This window comes from Bacillus swezeyi (assembly GCF_001969815.1).
Classification (GTDB): Bacteria; Bacillota; Bacilli; order Bacillales; family Bacillaceae; genus Bacillus; species Bacillus swezeyi.
This window is the reverse complement of sequence record NZ_MRBK01000006.1, coordinates 533,070-548,131: the sequence shown is the minus strand read 5'-3', so window position 1 is coordinate 548,131 and position 15,062 is coordinate 533,070. Positions and strand designations below refer to the sequence as shown.

General features: G+C 46.2%; 14 protein-coding genes and 1 other annotated feature. Of the genes, 10 read left to right on the top strand and 4 right to left on the bottom strand.

Features of this window, described 5'->3' with window-relative positions:
• The first annotated feature begins 5 nt into the window (after positions 1 to 5).
• Together BTA30_RS08910 and BTA30_RS08905 are read left to right on the top strand one after the other, a co-directional pair.
• Entirely contained in the window at positions 6 to 1,151 is a 1,146-nt protein-coding gene (locus BTA30_RS08910; protein ID WP_076760883.1) for an aminotransferase class I/II-fold pyridoxal phosphate-dependent enzyme, read from the top strand.
• A 10-nt stretch (positions 1,152 to 1,161) separates the two neighbouring features.
• The gene (locus BTA30_RS08905; RefSeq protein ID WP_076760882.1) at positions 1,162 to 2,136 is read left to right on the top strand and encodes a polysaccharide pyruvyl transferase family protein; all 975 of its coding nucleotides are present in this window, start codon (positions 1,162 to 1,164) and stop codon (positions 2,134 to 2,136) included.
• A gap of 18 nt (positions 2,137 to 2,154) precedes the next feature.
• On the opposite strand, the gene yvfG is transcribed toward BTA30_RS08905, so the two are convergent.
• A complete protein-coding gene (gene yvfG / locus BTA30_RS08900; RefSeq protein ID WP_076760881.1) occupies positions 2,155 to 2,370 on the bottom strand; it encodes a protein YvfG in 216 nt (71 codons plus the stop codon).
• A 74-nt stretch (positions 2,371 to 2,444) separates the two neighbouring features.
• Between yvfG and rpoN the strand changes: the two genes are divergently transcribed.
• Positions 2,445 to 3,749 carry an RNA polymerase factor sigma-54 gene (gene rpoN / locus BTA30_RS08895; protein WP_239693675.1) on the top strand — a complete coding sequence of 435 codons (1,305 nt, stop codon included), beginning with the start codon at positions 2,445 to 2,447 and terminating at the stop codon, positions 3,747 to 3,749.
• A 30-nt stretch (positions 3,750 to 3,779) separates the two neighbouring features.
• Here rpoN and lutP read toward each other — a convergent pair whose 3' ends face one another.
• Positions 3,780 to 5,471: an L-lactate permease LutP gene (lutP, locus tag BTA30_RS08890; RefSeq protein WP_076760879.1), complete on the bottom strand. Its 1,692-nt coding sequence runs from the start codon at positions 5,469 to 5,471 to the stop codon at positions 3,780 to 3,782.
• 191 nt (positions 5,472 to 5,662) lie between these two features.
• Between lutP and lutR the strand changes: the two genes are divergently transcribed.
• The 4 genes from lutR to BTA30_RS08870 all read left to right on the top strand — a co-directional run bounded on the left by lutR (position 5,663) and on the right by BTA30_RS08870 (position 9,471).
• On the top strand, positions 5,663 to 6,403 hold the full coding sequence (lutR, locus tag BTA30_RS08885; protein ID WP_076760878.1) for an L-lactate utilization/bacilysin biosynthesis transcriptional regulator LutR: 741 nt from the start codon (positions 5,663 to 5,665) through the stop codon (positions 6,401 to 6,403).
• A 157-nt stretch (positions 6,404 to 6,560) separates the two neighbouring features.
• Complete coding sequence (locus tag BTA30_RS08880) at positions 6,561 to 7,277, top strand: (Fe-S)-binding protein (protein ID WP_076760877.1); 717 nt, start codon at positions 6,561 to 6,563, stop codon at positions 7,275 to 7,277.
• A 41-nt stretch (positions 7,278 to 7,318) separates the two neighbouring features.
• Positions 7,319 to 8,752, top strand: coding sequence for a LutB/LldF family L-lactate oxidation iron-sulfur protein (locus BTA30_RS08875; protein ID WP_076760876.1), 1,434 nt, complete (start codon positions 7,319 to 7,321; stop codon positions 8,750 to 8,752).
• Positions 8,749 to 9,471 (top strand): LutC/YkgG family protein, encoded by a 723-nt coding sequence (locus BTA30_RS08870; RefSeq protein ID WP_076760875.1) that lies wholly within the window; start codon positions 8,749 to 8,751, stop codon positions 9,469 to 9,471. Before BTA30_RS08875 ends, BTA30_RS08870 begins: the two co-directional genes overlap by 4 nt.
• A 413-nt stretch (positions 9,472 to 9,884) precedes the next feature.
• On the opposite strand, the gene BTA30_RS08865 is transcribed toward BTA30_RS08870, so the two are convergent.
• Positions 9,885 to 10,217 (bottom strand): hypothetical protein, encoded by a 333-nt coding sequence (locus BTA30_RS08865; protein ID WP_076760874.1) that lies wholly within the window; start codon positions 10,215 to 10,217, stop codon positions 9,885 to 9,887.
• 351 nt (positions 10,218 to 10,568) lie between these two features.
• On the opposite strand from BTA30_RS08865, the gene BTA30_RS08855 reads away from it, so the two are divergent.
• Entirely contained in the window at positions 10,569 to 11,258 is a 690-nt protein-coding gene (locus tag BTA30_RS08855; protein WP_076760873.1) for an ABC-2 transporter permease, read from the top strand.
• Positions 11,258 to 12,184, top strand: coding sequence for an ABC transporter ATP-binding protein (locus BTA30_RS08850; protein WP_076760872.1), 927 nt, complete (start codon positions 11,258 to 11,260; stop codon positions 12,182 to 12,184). The genes BTA30_RS08855 and BTA30_RS08850 overlap by 1 nt, the downstream gene beginning before the upstream one ends.
• Before the next feature lie 304 nt (positions 12,185 to 12,488).
• Here BTA30_RS08850 and BTA30_RS08845 read toward each other — a convergent pair whose 3' ends face one another.
• Positions 12,489 to 12,962 carry a lipocalin/fatty acid-binding family protein gene (locus BTA30_RS08845; protein WP_076760871.1) on the bottom strand — a complete coding sequence of 158 codons (474 nt, stop codon included), beginning with the start codon at positions 12,960 to 12,962 and terminating at the stop codon, positions 12,489 to 12,491.
• A 313-nt stretch (positions 12,963 to 13,275) separates the two neighbouring features.
• Positions 13,276 to 13,537, top strand: a binding site (T-box leader).
• Positions 13,538 to 13,600: 63 nt separating this feature from the next.
• Here BTA30_RS08845 and BTA30_RS08840 point away from each other — a divergent pair.
• Positions 13,601 to 14,956 (top strand): amino acid permease, encoded by a 1,356-nt coding sequence (locus BTA30_RS08840; RefSeq protein ID WP_076760870.1) that lies wholly within the window; start codon positions 13,601 to 13,603, stop codon positions 14,954 to 14,956.
• The last annotated feature ends 106 nt before the right edge of the window (positions 14,957 to 15,062 follow it).

Here is a 15,062-nt window from a genome sequence, read left to right as displayed (position 1 = left end):
AAAAAATGAGTCAGAAAAAGCGAATTTATTTATCGCCGCCGCATATGAGCGGAGAGGAAGAGCGCTATGTAGCTGAAGCCTTCAGGACAAACTGGATCGCACCACTCGGCCCCCTGGTCGATACATTTGAAGAAAAACTTGCCGCCTATGCCGGAACGGCCGGTGCGGCCGCCGTCAGCTCGGGAACAGCCGCGATTCATCTCGCACTCAAGTTATTGGGAGCTGGAAAAGGCGATACTGTATTTTGTTCCTCTTTTACATTTGTCGCAAGCGCCAACCCCATTTTGTATGAGCAGGCCGAGCCGGTGTTTATTGATTCTGAAAGAGATACATGGAACATGTCGCCTCAAGCGCTTGAACGGGCGCTTGACGAGGCGGAGCGGGCCAGACATCTTCCGAAAGCGGTCATCGTTGTCAATTTGTACGGGCAAAGCGCCAAAATGGATGAGATTATCGAGATTTGCGACAGATTTGCGGTGCCTGTCATTGAAGATGCGGCAGAATCTCTAGGATCTGTGTACAAAGGCAGAAAGAGCGGAACGTTTGGCCGCTTTGGCATTTACTCGTTCAACGGCAATAAAATTATCACGACCTCAGGCGGGGGGATGCTTGTCAGCGATGATGAAGACGCTTTGAAAAGAGCGCGGTTTTTAGCCACCCAGGCGCGGGAGCCGGCGATCCATTATCAGCACCAAAAAACGGGCTACAATTACCGGTTGAGCAATGTGCTCGCCGGAATCGGCATTGCCCAGCTCGAAGTTTTGGATGACAGGGTGAATGCCCGGCGCGCCATTTTCAAGCGCTATCAAGAGGCGCTCTCTGAAATGGACGGTGTAGACTTCATGCCTGAATTTGGCATGTCGAACCGCTGGCTGACGACATTAACATTTGATGAAAAAAAGATTAAAACATCGCCCGCGGAGATCATTGAACAGCTTGCCGGCGAGAATATTGAAGCGCGTCCGTTATGGAAGCCTCTGCACAGACAGCCGCTTTTTAATGGCGCCGCCTTTTATCCGCATGATGAAAGCGGATCTGTTGCCGATGATTTATTTCACAGAGGACTATGCCTCCCGTCAGGATCAAGCCTGACACGAGAAGAACAAGACCGGGTTATTCAGGTGCTTGCCGACCGGATTAAATATAAATGAGGTGCTAAACATGGCGATTACATATTCCATGGACAGCTTAAAAGAGAAGCTGGGAGAAATATTGGATGTCATACCGAGGCATTCGTCAGTCGTTTATTTGGACTACCCCCTTTACGGGAATGTAGGCGATTTGCTGATCATGAAAGGAACGGAAGCATTTTTTAAAGCGTACGGGATTCGGGTGCGCGAAAGGTGGAACGCAGAAAACTTCATTCCCGGCCGCAACATTCCTAAGAATGTGATTATTGTCTGCCAGGGCGGAGGCAACTTCGGTGATTTGTATCCCCACTTCCAGCAATTCAGGGAGCGTGTTGTCCAGCACTATCCCGACAACCGGATCGTGATTCTGCCGCAGTCCATTTATTATGAAAATGAAGAAAATATCAAGCGGACGCGGGACATTTTAACAGCTCATCAGGATCTTCATTTATTTGCGAGAGAAAAGGCGTCATTCCAGTTTGCTGCTGAACGCTTCGAAGGGCTGAAAAACCTGAGAATGATGCCGGATATGGCCCATCAGCTCTGGCCGATTGCGCCTTCTGAAAACCCGTCGGCATCTGTTTTGCGATTGATCAGAACGGATAAGGAAGCCAACAGCACTTTACAGACAGCAGGAGAGCCTGATACATATGACTGGAACGTGATTTTGTCCGATAAAGACAAGCGCGGCATCAAGCGGCTTCAAACCTTAAACATTCTCAACAAAAAAGCGGGAAATCCGCTGCCGATCGCTTCTTATTGGAGACGTTATTCAGATTCTCTCGTCAGCAAATCGATCCTTTTTTTCAGCCGTTATGAATCGGTTGTCACTTCAAGGCTGCACGGCCATATTTTATCGTGCCTGCTGCAAAAGGAGAACGTCGTAATCGACAACTCCTATGGAAAAAACGCGAACTACTACAATACATGGATGAAAGACATCCCGAATACAAAGCTGATACAAAAAGACGGGACAAAAACAGAAAAGCCGCCTGTTCATGCGTAACAGACGGCTTTTTTCATGCTATGCTTCTTCACGTTTTACTTTGTTATAAGCCTCATCCAAATGCTGAATCCGTTTTAAAACAACTGCATTTTTTGTCAGCTGATCCTGAACAAGCGTTGAAACGACGGAGCGGTAATAGCTGTTCATCGCATGCACCTTGTCCTCATTTGGATTCATTTCAATATGGGTTTTAAAATTGTCTATGAAATAAGGCACAGAAAAAAGTTCTGACAATGGAAAACACTCCTTTTTATGTCTATACGGTACGGAATCGATCGTGTAAACTAATAATGGGAGGGGGAGAAATGATGAACTTGAATGTGCAGCAGCAGCAAACGGTAAAACTTCACTTGACACAGGGGCTTACACAAGCCATTAATATGCTGCAGTATACTTCGGCTGAGCTTAACAGCCGGATTGATGAACTCTCACTGGAAAACCCTCTTATCGAACGGAAAGACCCCGATATTCCACGATCATTTTACCATAAAACCAATCAGCATTTACAAAGAGAATATCCGCTTCCTGCCGGAACGACGCATGAGGATTTAAAAAGCGCTTTAAAACGGCAGGCGCTCGATTTGCATTTGTCAGATCGGGAGAAGCGCATATTCAGCTATTTGGCTGAATCGATTGATTCAAACGGATATGTGACAGAAAAGCTGTCCTTTATCGCCTCCGCACTGTCTGTGCCAAGCGAGGAAGTCGAAACAGTCCTGGCAAAACTGCAGACGCTTGAACCTGCCGGAATAGGAGCGCGATCCCTCAAGGAATGCATCCTAATTCAATTGAGGCGGCTCCCAAAACAAACGGCAGATGCGGAAAAAGTCATGTCCAGCTATTTCGAACTTTTCGCTAACAAAGCATGGAAAGAGCTTTCTGCCGCAGCGGGTCTCTCCCTTTTAGAGCTTCAGGATATTCAGGATCTTATCACCGGACTGACGCCGAGGCCTGGCTTGCTTTATGACGCTGGGGAGCGGGACGTCTACATTGAACCTGACTTGATCATTTTCATTCAGGACGGAAAATTGATGCTTGAACTCAGCAGCCGTTCTTTTCCGGACATCCAGCTTAATGCGTTTTATGAGCCGTTTTTAGAGAGACGGGCGAATGATGACGCCTCCGCCTTTATATCCGATAAATACAGGCAGTGGAAATGGCTTGACAATGCCCTTAAACAAAGAAGGGAAACGATGAGCAGGGTCATGGGGGAAATCATGGTTCGGCAAAAAGATTATTTTCTAAAAGGAAAAAATGAAATTCAGCCTCTGACATTAAAAGAAATCGCCGATGCCCTCGGCATTCATGAATCCACGGTGAGCCGGGCGGTGAAAGGGAAGTTTGTGCAAACGCCTTATGAGCTATGCGAGCTCAAGCGGTTTTTTTCAGCAAAAGTAAAAGATGCCTCTGACGGTCATACGTCAAGTCATGCAGTCAAAGCGCATCTCCGCCGTCTGATCGAAGAAGAAAATAAAATGAAACCGCTTTCAGATCAGAAGCTGGCCGATTTGTTAAATGAAAAGCACGGTGTCGTCATCTCCAGGCGAACAGTTGCCAAATACAGAGACCAGCTCAACATTTTGCCTTCATCCATCAGAAAACGATATGAATAAAGGCCGACCGGCAGTGCCGGCGGCCCTTTTTTACGGAATCATCCATGAAAACACATGATGCTGCAGGAATGTGATCATACAAACCAAGAATAAGAGAAATAAGCTATGCTTCAGTGTAAAGCGGAGCAAGTCCGACTCTTTCCCCGCTAGACCGACAGCTGCACAGGCGACCGCAATGGATTGCGGAGAAATCATTTTTCCTGTGACACCGCCGGAAGAATTGGCTGCTACAGACAGCACCGGTTCCATTCCGACCGATGTTGCGGTGACTTTTTGCAGACTGCCGAACAACAAATTTGCGGACGTGTCAGAACCTGTAATAAATACGCCGAGCCAGCCAAGAACAGGAGAGAAAAACGAAAACATCGCACCCGTCATCGCCAGTGACATACCGAGGGTCGTACTCATGCCCGAAGAATTGGTGACATAGGCAAAGCCGACGACAGAAGCAATCGTCAATACCGGCTTTCTCAGCTCCTTCAGCGTATCTATCAGCACAGCGCCCCAATCTTTCCAGGCAATGGCCGTCACAAACTTTGTCAGTACAGCTGCAATCAGTATAGCCGTCCCTGCTGATCCTAGCAGTTCGAGTTTATAAAGAGCCTCGATCGGTTTTCCTGATGAGTCCAGTATTTGATTATGCAAAAAAGGCACACCCGGCGCGAATGACAGCCGGCTGCCGGCGTCATTTAAAACAATCAGCAATGGATTTGACCCTTCATAATGTCCGGTCAGCGCCTGTTTCACAGCGGGAATTCCCCAAAGGGAAACCATTGCGGTCAGCAATAAAAACGGTGTCCACGCCTTGAAAATCCGCCCTGCAGAATATGCACCTTGCCGATATTCAGGCTGTTCCGCCTCGGCTGCGGCAGCTGCTTCCTTCTCGTGCGGAAATTTGAATGTCGTTTTCGGCTTCCAGAATTTTAAGAAAACGGCAAGTGCAACAAGTGAAACGATCGCTGATAAAATATCCGGAAGCTCGGGACCTAAAAAGTTTGAGCTGAGATACTGGGTCACAGCAAACGAAACGCCTGACACTAAAATCGCCGGCAGCACTTCCAAAGATCTTCTGAATCCGCTCATGATCACGATCAAATAAAATGGAATAAAAACAGATAAAAACGGCAGCTGGCGTCCGACCATTTTTGAAATCTCCATCGCCGGAATGCCGGTCGGCCCTTCAACCGCAATAATCGGAATCCCGATCGCACCGAAGGCGACCGGCGCCGTATTGGCGATTAAACAGATGCCTGCCGCATATAAAGGGTTGAACCCAAGTCCTGCAAGCAATGCAGCGGATATGGCGACCGGTGCGCCAAAGCCTGCCGCCCCTTCTAAAAACGCCCCGAATGAAAACGCTATCAAAAGTGCCTGCAGGCGCCGGTCATCAGTGATTGACAGAACAGAACTGCGAATCACTTCAAATTGTCCGGTTTTGACCGTAAGCTTGTACAAAAAAACCGATGTGATAATAATCCAGCCGATTGGCAAAAGTCCGTATACTGCACCTTGGGACGCCGACATCACGGCTTTTTCGGCCGGCATTCCGTAAACGAAAACAGCCAGCACCAATGCAATCAGCAAAGTCGTCAACCCGGCTGTATGCCCTTTCATTCGTTTGATGGCCAAAGCCCAAAAGAAATACAAAATCGGAATAAGCGCTGCGAGTGAAGATAGCGGTAAGCTATTCCCCAGCGGTGTATACACCTGTGTCCATCCCATCTTCAATTCCCCCTTTGTTTCTAATCATCAGATGACATGATGATAAGACCGATCATTTAGCATTATATTTCTCAATGTCATAAATTACAATCTTTTTTTGTATGACTCCCTGCTATATGTTCCGGACGCAAAGAACGGTATAATAAGAAGAATGATGCATCAAGCCCAGTCTGTTTAAGAGGTGAAAAAAATTGAAATATAAACAAATCAAGACGAAAAAAATATATGAAGAAGTGGCAGAAGCCCTTCTTGAATCGATTAAAAACGGAGAGATTCAGCCGGGTGATAAGCTTGACTCCGTCCAATTGCTTGCGGAGAGCTTTCAAGTCAGCCGCTCAGCAGTCAGGGAAGCGCTGTCCGCTTTGAAAGCGATGGGGATGGTGGAAATGAGGCAGGGAGAAGGCACCTATGTCAAGAGGTTTGAGTCCGATCAAGTCTCGATTCCTCTTTCCGCTGCCCTGCTGATGAAAAAGAAGGATGTCGCCGAGCTCCTTGAAGTGCGCAAAATTCTTGAAATCGGCGCTGTTTCCGGAGCGGCTCAAAAACGCACGGAAGAAGACTTGGAACACATGCGTACGGCGCTTCAAGATATGAAACAGGCGGACGGCAACGGGGAGCTTGGCGAAAAAGCCGATCTCGCCTTTCATTTGGCGCTAGCCGGGGCATCGCAAAATGATCTGTTAAAAGGCCTGATGAACCATGTTTCATCCCTTTTGATTGAAACGATGAGAGAAACGCGCAAAATCTGGCTGTTTTCCAAAAAAACATCTGTTCAACGCCTTTATGAGGAGCATGAAGCCATCTATCAGGCCGTGAAGGAACGGGACGGCCAAAAAGCGGAAAAAGCCATGCTTGATCATTTGACAAACGTGGAAAAGGTGCTGGCCGCCTACTTTGAAGAAACTAAACAAGCCGATGAAACAGCCATTTGAAAAGCAGCGGCGTCCTGCTTTTCATAGGCATGACTGAGTGAAAACCAAAAAGAAACCCCTTTCAAAAAATGTTCACAAGTTGTAAGATGGAGAAAGAGGGTTTTTTAACCAAGTCATCAGATGACCTGATTATCTTAGGTCGGGAGAGGGGATCAAGATGAAAGTTTCACTGTTTATCACGTGTTTGGTTGACATGTTTCAGACGAATGTCGGAAAGGCAACCGTTGAACTGCTGGAACGGCTGGGGTGTGATGTGGATTTTCCCGAAGGCCAGATCTGCTGCGGACAGCCTGCCTACAACAGCGGCTATGTCAAAGACTCGAAAAAAGCGATGAGGCGCATGATTGAAACGTTTGAATCCGCTGAATATGTCGTCAGCCCTTCAGGATCTTGCGCTTTTATGTTTAAAGAATACCCGCACCTTTTCCGGGATGAGCCTGCCTGGGCGGACAAAGCGCAGCGGCTGGCTGATAAAACGTATGAGCTGACGGACTTTATCGTCAATGTATTGAAGATAGAAGACGTAGGGGCACAGTTGGAGAAAAAGGCAACTTATCATACCTCATGTCACATGACAAGGCTTCTGGGCGTGGCAGACACGCCGATGAAACTGCTCAGCCATGTGAAAGGGCTGGAATTCGTGCCGCTAGAGCGCAAGCATGACTGCTGCGGATTTGGGGGGACATTTTCGGTGAAAATGTCGCAAATATCCGAGCAGATGGTCGATGAAAAAGTGGCTTGTGTTGAAGACACGGGTGCAGACGTGTTGATCGGGGCGGACTGCGGCTGTTTGATGAATATCGGGGGGCGAATCGGCAGGAAAGAAAAGCCGATACAAGTCATGCACATTGCAGAGGTTTTAAACAGCAGATAACAGACATCCGGTCATTTAACAGATAGAGGGGGAAGATGGTCATGGCGATGAAGATCGGAACACAAAAATTTAAAGAACGCGTATCAGAAGGGCTTGAAAATGAGTTTATGAGGGGAGCCGTCTCAAGCGCCCAAGAGCGTCTAAGAGCGAGGCGGCTCGAGGCGGCGGAAGAGCTCGGAAACTGGGAAGAATGGCGGTCGCTTGCCGAAGAAATCAGGCAGCACGTGCTGGCGAATCTTGATTATTATCTCGAACAGCTCGCCGAAAATGTCGCCAAAAAAGGCGGGCACGTTTTTTTTGCTGAGACGGCCGAGGAAGCAGCAGGCTACATCCGCGATGTCGTGAAAAAGAAAAACGGCAAAAAAATTGTGAAATCAAAGTCGATGGTCACGGAAGAAATCAATATGAATGAAGCGCTTGAAAACGAAGGCTGTGAAGTGGTTGAAACCGATTTGGGAGAGTACATCCTCCAGATTGACGACCATGATCCGCCATCACATATCGTCGCCCCGGCGCTGCATAAAAACAAAGAACAGATCCGCGACGTATTTAAAGAACGGATCGGCTATCGCAAAACGGAACAGCCTGAGGAGCTCGTCATGCACGCGCGAGCCGTGCTCAGGAAGAAGTTTTTGGAGGCGGACATCGGCATTACGGGCTGCAATTTTGCAATTGCCGATACAGGGTCTGTCAGCCTCGTCACAAATGAGGGAAACGGACGCCTTGTGACGACCATTCCGAAAACACAGATCACCGTGATGGGAATGGAACGGATCGTCCCATCATTCGACGAATTTGAAGTTCTTGTCGGAATGCTGACCAGAAGCGCGGTCGGCCAGCGGCTGACAAGCTATATCACAGCTTTGACGGGGCCGAAACTGCCAGATGAAGCAGACGGACCGGAGGAATTCCATCTCGTAATCGTTGATAACGGGCGTTCGAAGATTCTCGGAACCGAATTTCAATCCGTCCTTCAGTGCATCCGCTGTGCGGCCTGCATCAATGTCTGTCCGGTCTACCGCCATGTCGGCGGCCATTCTTACGGCTCGATTTATTCCGGTCCCATCGGGGCGGTATTATCGCCGCTTCTCGGAGGGTATGACGATTACAAGGAGCTGCCTTACGCTTCTTCATTATGTGCCGCCTGCACGGAAGCGTGTCCGGTTAAAATTCCGCTTCATGAGCTGCTCTTAAAACATAGGCAGCGCATCGTCGAAAAAGAAGGGCGCGCACCGATTTCAGAAAAGCTGGCGATGAAGGCGTTCGGATTGGGGACTTCTACGCCGTCCCTTTACAAAATGGGCTCGAAATGGGCTCCGGCAGCGATGAAGCCGTTTAAAGACGGTGAAAAAATTACGAAGGGGCCCGGTCCGTTAAAACAATGGACGCAAATTCGCGATTTCCCCGCACCGAATGGGTCTAGGTTCCGCGACTGGTTTCAGGACAGACAGAACGATAAGGGGGAAGACAGATGACAAACGGAACAATCCAAAACAAGGACAGCTTTTTAAACCGGATTGCGGAAAGGCTCGGTCGAGATAGGCGGTCAGCCGGCGTTTCTGTTCCCGATTACGCCCATCAGCCGCAGCACCGGGTGTACCAAGGCTATACGCAAGATGAGCTGGTCGGCGTCTTAAAAGAGCACTGCCTGAAGATTCATACAGAACTGATTGAAACAGACGCCATCGGCCTGCATGATGCCTTGTATGAACAAGCATCGCGATTTGGGGGCGGACCTGTCATTGTTCCAAAAGATAACCGTTTTCAAGAGTACGGACTGTCAAGCCTTTTAACAGACAGATGGCCGAATGAAGGCACTAAGGTATGGGAATGGAATGCCGCTGCGGGAGAGGAAAATATTCAGCACGCCGAACAGGCAAACATCGGCATTACCTTCAGCGAAATCACTCTTGCAGAATCGGGAACGGTCGTCCTTTTCAGTTCAAAAGACAAAGGGCGTTCTGTCAGCTTGCTGCCAACGACACACATTGCGATCGTTCCAAAAAGCTCGATCGTTCCGAGAATGACACAGGCAAGCGGGATCATCAAACAAAAGGTTGCAGACGGCGAAGTCATCCCGTCATGCATCAACTATATAACAGGACCAAGCAATTCAGCCGATATTGAAATGGATCTGGTTGTCGGCGTCCATGGCCCTGTTAAAGCGGCTTATATTGTCGTAACAGACCGCTAGAAACATACCTTCAGAGTGTTCTATCCTCTGAAGGTATGTTTAATATGCTCAGCTCCTTGGAATAACCGGCAGCAACGTTTCGTCCTGGATTGTCACTGGGATATTCAATTCCGTTATGATTTGTTTTGAATCTCTTTCTTGATAGTGGGTGGAAAACCTGTTTTTTTTCAACGGGAATTTGCACTTCCGCTATACAGTCATTTGAATGTTCATGGTCGGGATGAAAAAACACTTCGCGGAGCGGTGCATTTTTCTTCATTCGATACCATTTTGTTCAATCCCAACCGGCTAAATGAGCACTTGCGCTGCAAGGGCTTGACGGGCGGCAGCGGTGCAATAGAGCCGCCATCATAGGGACTTCCGACCGTTATGCAGGTGTGCAGAAAGTGGCCGTTTGATCAGATAGCCTGCTTCTAAATCAATTTCATCCTCACATTCTTCACAACCATGCCAAAGAACGATCCTGAGGAAGTGAAGATGTTGATATATTCACCAATTGAACATTCAACTGTTCGAAGAGAGCGGGAATTCGCCTCAGTGAAGTCTGTTGTCGCAAAGAAACCAGCTCCATGCTTTTCGAGAACGACCTCGAACTCTGTTACAAAACGTCCTTCCTTTTCTACCTGTTCAAGCCGTTCTTCTATCCATTGCAGGCGTGCCTGCTCCTCTTCCGGCAGCGTCTGAATCTCGGCTTTTTTCAGCCGAAACATGCCGCGATTCTGATCCGTTGAAACATCTTCATCCAAGAGATGGCCAATCTGTTAAAGTGTGAACCCCAGCTCTTTAAAGGTCTAAATACGATTCAATGGAAAAAGCTGATATGCCGTATGGTAACGGCAGTCTGTTTCTGCATCAGTATGAGTCGGTTTTAACAATCCCATTTGATCATGGTAGCGCAGGGTTTACAGGGACTTGGCTCAGCTTGGAGAACTCGCTGATTTTAAACAAATTTAATTTCCTTCTTTTAGGTTAGTCTCTGCTATGATACATCTTCCAGTATAGGGGAAGTTCAACGATTTAAGGTAAAGTTAAGGATATGATTATTTCCCGATAATGTTCACTCCCTATAATGGAAGGTAGTAAAGGAGTGACACGTCATGTGGGCCATCTGTCTGAATGAATTTAAAAGTCTTTTTAAAAGTATCAAATCAATTATTATCATGATCATTATTTTTTGGGTGAGCTATAAAGTTGCGGAGCTCATCGAAAACGCACCGGCCGATCTTATCCGCGATTTGGGCTTGGGTGATAACCCGAACGAAGCCGGAATAGCCGTCATCGTCTTTCTGTTTGGTTTTCTGATTATTTCGGGATTATCCCATGATATGATCAACCGGGAAGTCAATTCGCGCACCATTAGATTTCTTGTGACGAAAACTTCGCACACCAAGATTATAGTGGGGAAATTTTTAGGAGTCTGGTTATTTTGGATCATTTGTATGACAGCGTCTTTCCTATTGGTTATGATGGTTTCCAGAACATTTTTTTGGTTCGGAGCTGTTGAATGTATGGCATTTCTTGCAGCTGCAATTGCTTTAAATCTGCTATTTTCCGTTATTTTTTCCAAGCCTGCTATGTCCATATTTTTCGGAATTGTATTTGCCCTTTTCTTTCCCGCCCTCAGCTTTTGGGCTATCAACTCTGAGAATGTCATGATCAGCTCGTTTAAATATGTTACACCTTACTATTACGCTGATCTTGGAAGCTATTTCATCCTTATCGACTTGATTTACGCACTCGCGGTCCTGTTCGGAGCAATCGTTTTATTTAAAAGGAGAGATTTATAATGGAGATGGTGATCGAGGCAAACGGACTGATGAAAAGCTACGGCGCCACAACGGTCGTCGATCATGTTGATCTTCAGGTGAAAAAAGGCGAGATTTACGGATTCCTGGGCCGCAATGGGGCGGGAAAATCAACATTTATTAATATGATCACAGGGATCATTCAGCCATCTGCAGGAAGCTTTCGTTTATTAAACGAATCTTCGATCGAAAAAGTGAAGCATCGCATAGGGGTGCTCCCGGATTATTCAACCCTTTATGATTCACTGACGGCGGTCGGGCACTTAAAATATTTCGCCAAGCTAAACGGCCAAAGCGTATCAACAACGCAGTGCAAAGCCGTTTTAGAAAGAGTCGGACTGCTGGAGCATGACGATAAAAAAGCGGGCGCATATTCATTTGGCATGAAGAAAAAGCTAGGCATTGCCCAAGCGATCATTCATGATCCTGAATTAATCTTTTTGGATGAACCGACATCCGGTATTGATGCCGAATCGGGCCTGTACATACAAAAACTGATTATGGATCTGCAAAAAGAAGGAAAGACGATCTTTATGACATCCCATAATTTGAATGAGATCGAGAAAATGTGTACAAGGATTGCCATTATGAAGAATGGCAGTATTCTAAAAGAAGGTACGCTTGATGAATTAAGGAAACACTTCATGTCAAACATTACGGTTCAGATCCGGCATTCGGATATTCCTGAACAGCATTACAGTCTGATCAACGGTTTTTTAGAATCCGCCGGCGAGCAGGTTGAATTTCGGGGCAATGAGCTTTCGATCGTCGTGAATTCAGAAGACAAAATCCCTGCCATCGTCAGAGTACTAACCAACTGCAAAGTGGGAATTTACAGGATTCATGTCGATGAACCATCGCTTGAAGATATTTTTTTGGATGACACAGGGAGACAGAATGTATCATAGAGCCCCATCATCAAAAACCCTGAAAAAATGTTTCAGGGTTTTTTCAGCAACTGTCGAATCAGGAGCGAAAAGATGTGCTTAAATGAAGATGATATCCCCCTATACAAAGAAGGATGATCGCCTGTGCTTTAACATCGCAATAACCTGTCCGATCATGAATCCGAGATGTCATCAAGCCCGACATTTTCTTCAAAAGAAAGCATTGAATGACCATGGACACGAAAATTTAATGCTTTCTGAAAATATGTATCGATGCAAAAAACGCCCCGTAAAAGGGCGTTTTTAAAAGGGAGTATTCATCAGGTTAATATTTCCATAAAATCGACATGTCGCCGACTGTTTCTTCATCGATTACATTTCCGTCTTTATCAAGTTTGACGAAATACTTTCCGCCATTCGTTAGATTTTTGTATTCGGTCACAGAAGTACCGTCATCGTTTTGTTTAAAATGAAATTGCACTTCAGCGATTAATGTGCCGCTGCTGAGGTCGACATAGTATGAATTGAAGCTGACATGGCTCCAGTCATCTTTTTCAGCAGGGATGTCTGAAATGATGCCGACTTTTTCGGAAGGGTCATTGACAATCACCCCATACTCCTTCTGCAAATTGTCGGTTTGGACATCAGCGTCCTGTAAGATTTGTTCAATCTGGCTAAATTCGGCATCCGTAGGCGAAGTATACCTATTTTCGGGAATGTCCTTTGCAAAGCTGACTGATGATGAACTGAAGACGAGGGTCAAAACGGACAAGATCACCATTAACGAAAGTCTTCTCATGTTTTTTCCTCCTTTAGCTGATATCATGATTCGGTTCACACTCTATCATCGTTAAAATATTTTGTAAAGTTTGAATAATATTTCAATTTAACTATTTTTTTCGGAGGATATCTGCTGATTTTTTCTTCATTCTTCGATCTTAAACTCTCTAAGTAAGATAAAGTTGTGCTCTTATCCTCTTGCATTTCTTAATAGAAAAGGCAATTCTCCTTGAAAATAAAGAAAAATTTAAATTTTAAAATTTAGTTACACTTTTTCGTATTGACAAAGTGAAAATAAGAACGTATATTATATGAATATATTTTCAGGCAGAGAAAACACGAAGAACGGGAGCAGTAAAAGATCATCATTGGCAAAGAGAGCTGCGGGTTGGTGCGACGCAGTCTAATGAATCTTTGAACTCGCCCGGGAGTGGACTAGCTAAAAGGGAAAGACATCAATTCCTGAAGGCTTTACGGTTAACCTTCGTTATCGGGTATAGCGCAGCGCGGGCTGTGCTAAAGAAAGCTGGATTCTAGTCATAGAATCAATAAGAGTGGTACCGCGGTTGGCTTCAAAGGCTCATCGTCTCTTTATCTTCAGAAGAAGAAAAAGAGACGATGAGCCTTTTTATTTTAAATAGAGGAAGTGAATGAAAGATGGAGAAAGAAATAGAGAAGCTTGAGCGCACGATGACTGCCCGTCATATTATGATGATGGCGCTGGGCGGAGCGATCGGAGCGGGATTATTTAAAGGAAGCAGCAAAGCGATAGATTTAGCAGGGCCTTCCGTATTGATCGCCTACCTGATCGGCGGGGTGGTTTTGCTGTTCATTATGCAGGGGCTCGCGGAGATGGCTGTTCGACATCGTGAAGCCAGGACATTCAGGGACCTGGTTCAATCGATTTTAGGGCCGTACGCCGCTTATTTTTTAGATTGGATTTATTGGAAAATGTGGGTGCTGAATATTGCAGCAGAGGCTGTCGTCGCCGCGATATTTTTGCAATATTGGCTGCCGGGAGTGCCGATTTGGGTGCTGGCGCTGTTTGTTTCTCTTGTCATCACCAGCGTGAATTTACTTTCTGTCAAAAGCTTTGCAGAGACGGAGTATTGGCTCGCTTTGATTAAAATCACGGTGATTGTCGTTTTTATTATAGCCGGATTTATTTTGTTATTTTTCTCATTTGGCAATCATACTGCAGTTGGATTTTCTCATTTAACCGATCATGGCGGCTTTTTTCCGAATGGCGCCGGCGGGCTGATCACGGCTATGTTAGTCGTTATCTATTCATATGGAGGAACTGAAATCATCGGTGTGACCTTGGCGGAGACGAAAAACCCGGAGCAGGTCGTACCAAGAGCCGTCCGCAGCACGCTGACACGGATTATTGCTTTTTATCTCCTTCCATTTTTCATTATTGTCAGTCTGATTCCGTGGAATCAAGTCAATGGTGTGTCAGAAAGCCCTTTTGTGATGGTCTTTAAGATGATCGGGATTCCCGGAGCGGATCACTTGATGAATGCCGTCATTTTATTGGCGATCATCTCTTCTATGAACTCCGGACTTTACGGCGCATCCCGTATTTTGTATACACAGGCTTCAGACGGCCGGGTGCCGAAAATCTTTTCAAAGCTGTCCGCCAAAAAAGTGCCGGTTTATGCGATCTTGTTATGTACGTCTTTCTTATATGTAGGTGTATTGTTTTCTCTATTCGCAGGCAGCCAAACATTTGATTATTTGATGGGCTCTCTCGGCTATACGGTCCTGATGATTTGGATGCTGATCGCCATTGCCCATTTAAAATCGAGAAAACGCGGTCAGACCGTAACGGCAGGCTATCATGTCAAGTGGTTTCCTTATACGACCTGGCTGGCGATTCTTGCGCTGACGGCGATATTAATCGGCGTCGTTTTAACAACTTCGATCGTCATTACCTTGGTCACGGCGGGAATATACATGTTCATTACCGTCGCTTATCTGTTTAAAGGGCGAAAGCCTAATGTCAATGGTTAACTTTGCTTGCCTCCGCAACAAGGAGGCAAGCTTTTTGAATATTAGTTCGATATCAATCGAACTAATTTCTTTAAATCATGATCCCTGTTGTGTTATCGTTCTAATG

Excerpts from the sequence above, each read along its gene's own strand:
- BTA30_RS08910 (WP_076760883.1), top strand. The coding sequence starts at position 6 with ATGAGTCAGAAAAAGCGAATTTATTTATCGCCGCCGCATATGAGCGGA.
- BTA30_RS08905 (WP_076760882.1), top strand. The coding sequence starts at position 1,162 with ATGGCGATTACATATTCCATGGACAGCTTAAAAGAGAAGCTGGGAGAA.
- rpoN (WP_239693675.1), top strand. The coding sequence starts at position 2,445 with ATGAACTTGAATGTGCAGCAGCAGCAAACGGTAAAACTTCACTTGACA.
- lutP (WP_076760879.1), bottom strand. The coding sequence starts at position 5,471 with ATGGGATGGACACAGGTGTATACACCGCTGGGGAATAGCTTACCGCTA.
- BTA30_RS08880 (WP_076760877.1), top strand. The coding sequence starts at position 6,561 with ATGAAAGTTTCACTGTTTATCACGTGTTTGGTTGACATGTTTCAGACG.
- BTA30_RS08875 (WP_076760876.1), top strand. The coding sequence starts at position 7,319 with ATGGCGATGAAGATCGGAACACAAAAATTTAAAGAACGCGTATCAGAA.
- BTA30_RS08870 (WP_076760875.1), top strand. The coding sequence starts at position 8,749 with ATGACAAACGGAACAATCCAAAACAAGGACAGCTTTTTAAACCGGATT.
- BTA30_RS08855 (WP_076760873.1), top strand. The coding sequence starts at position 10,569 with ATGTGGGCCATCTGTCTGAATGAATTTAAAAGTCTTTTTAAAAGTATC.
- BTA30_RS08850 (WP_076760872.1), top strand. The coding sequence starts at position 11,258 with ATGGAGATGGTGATCGAGGCAAACGGACTGATGAAAAGCTACGGCGCC.
- BTA30_RS08845 (WP_076760871.1), bottom strand. The coding sequence starts at position 12,962 with ATGAGAAGACTTTCGTTAATGGTGATCTTGTCCGTTTTGACCCTCGTC.
- BTA30_RS08840 (WP_076760870.1), top strand. The coding sequence starts at position 13,601 with ATGGAGAAAGAAATAGAGAAGCTTGAGCGCACGATGACTGCCCGTCAT.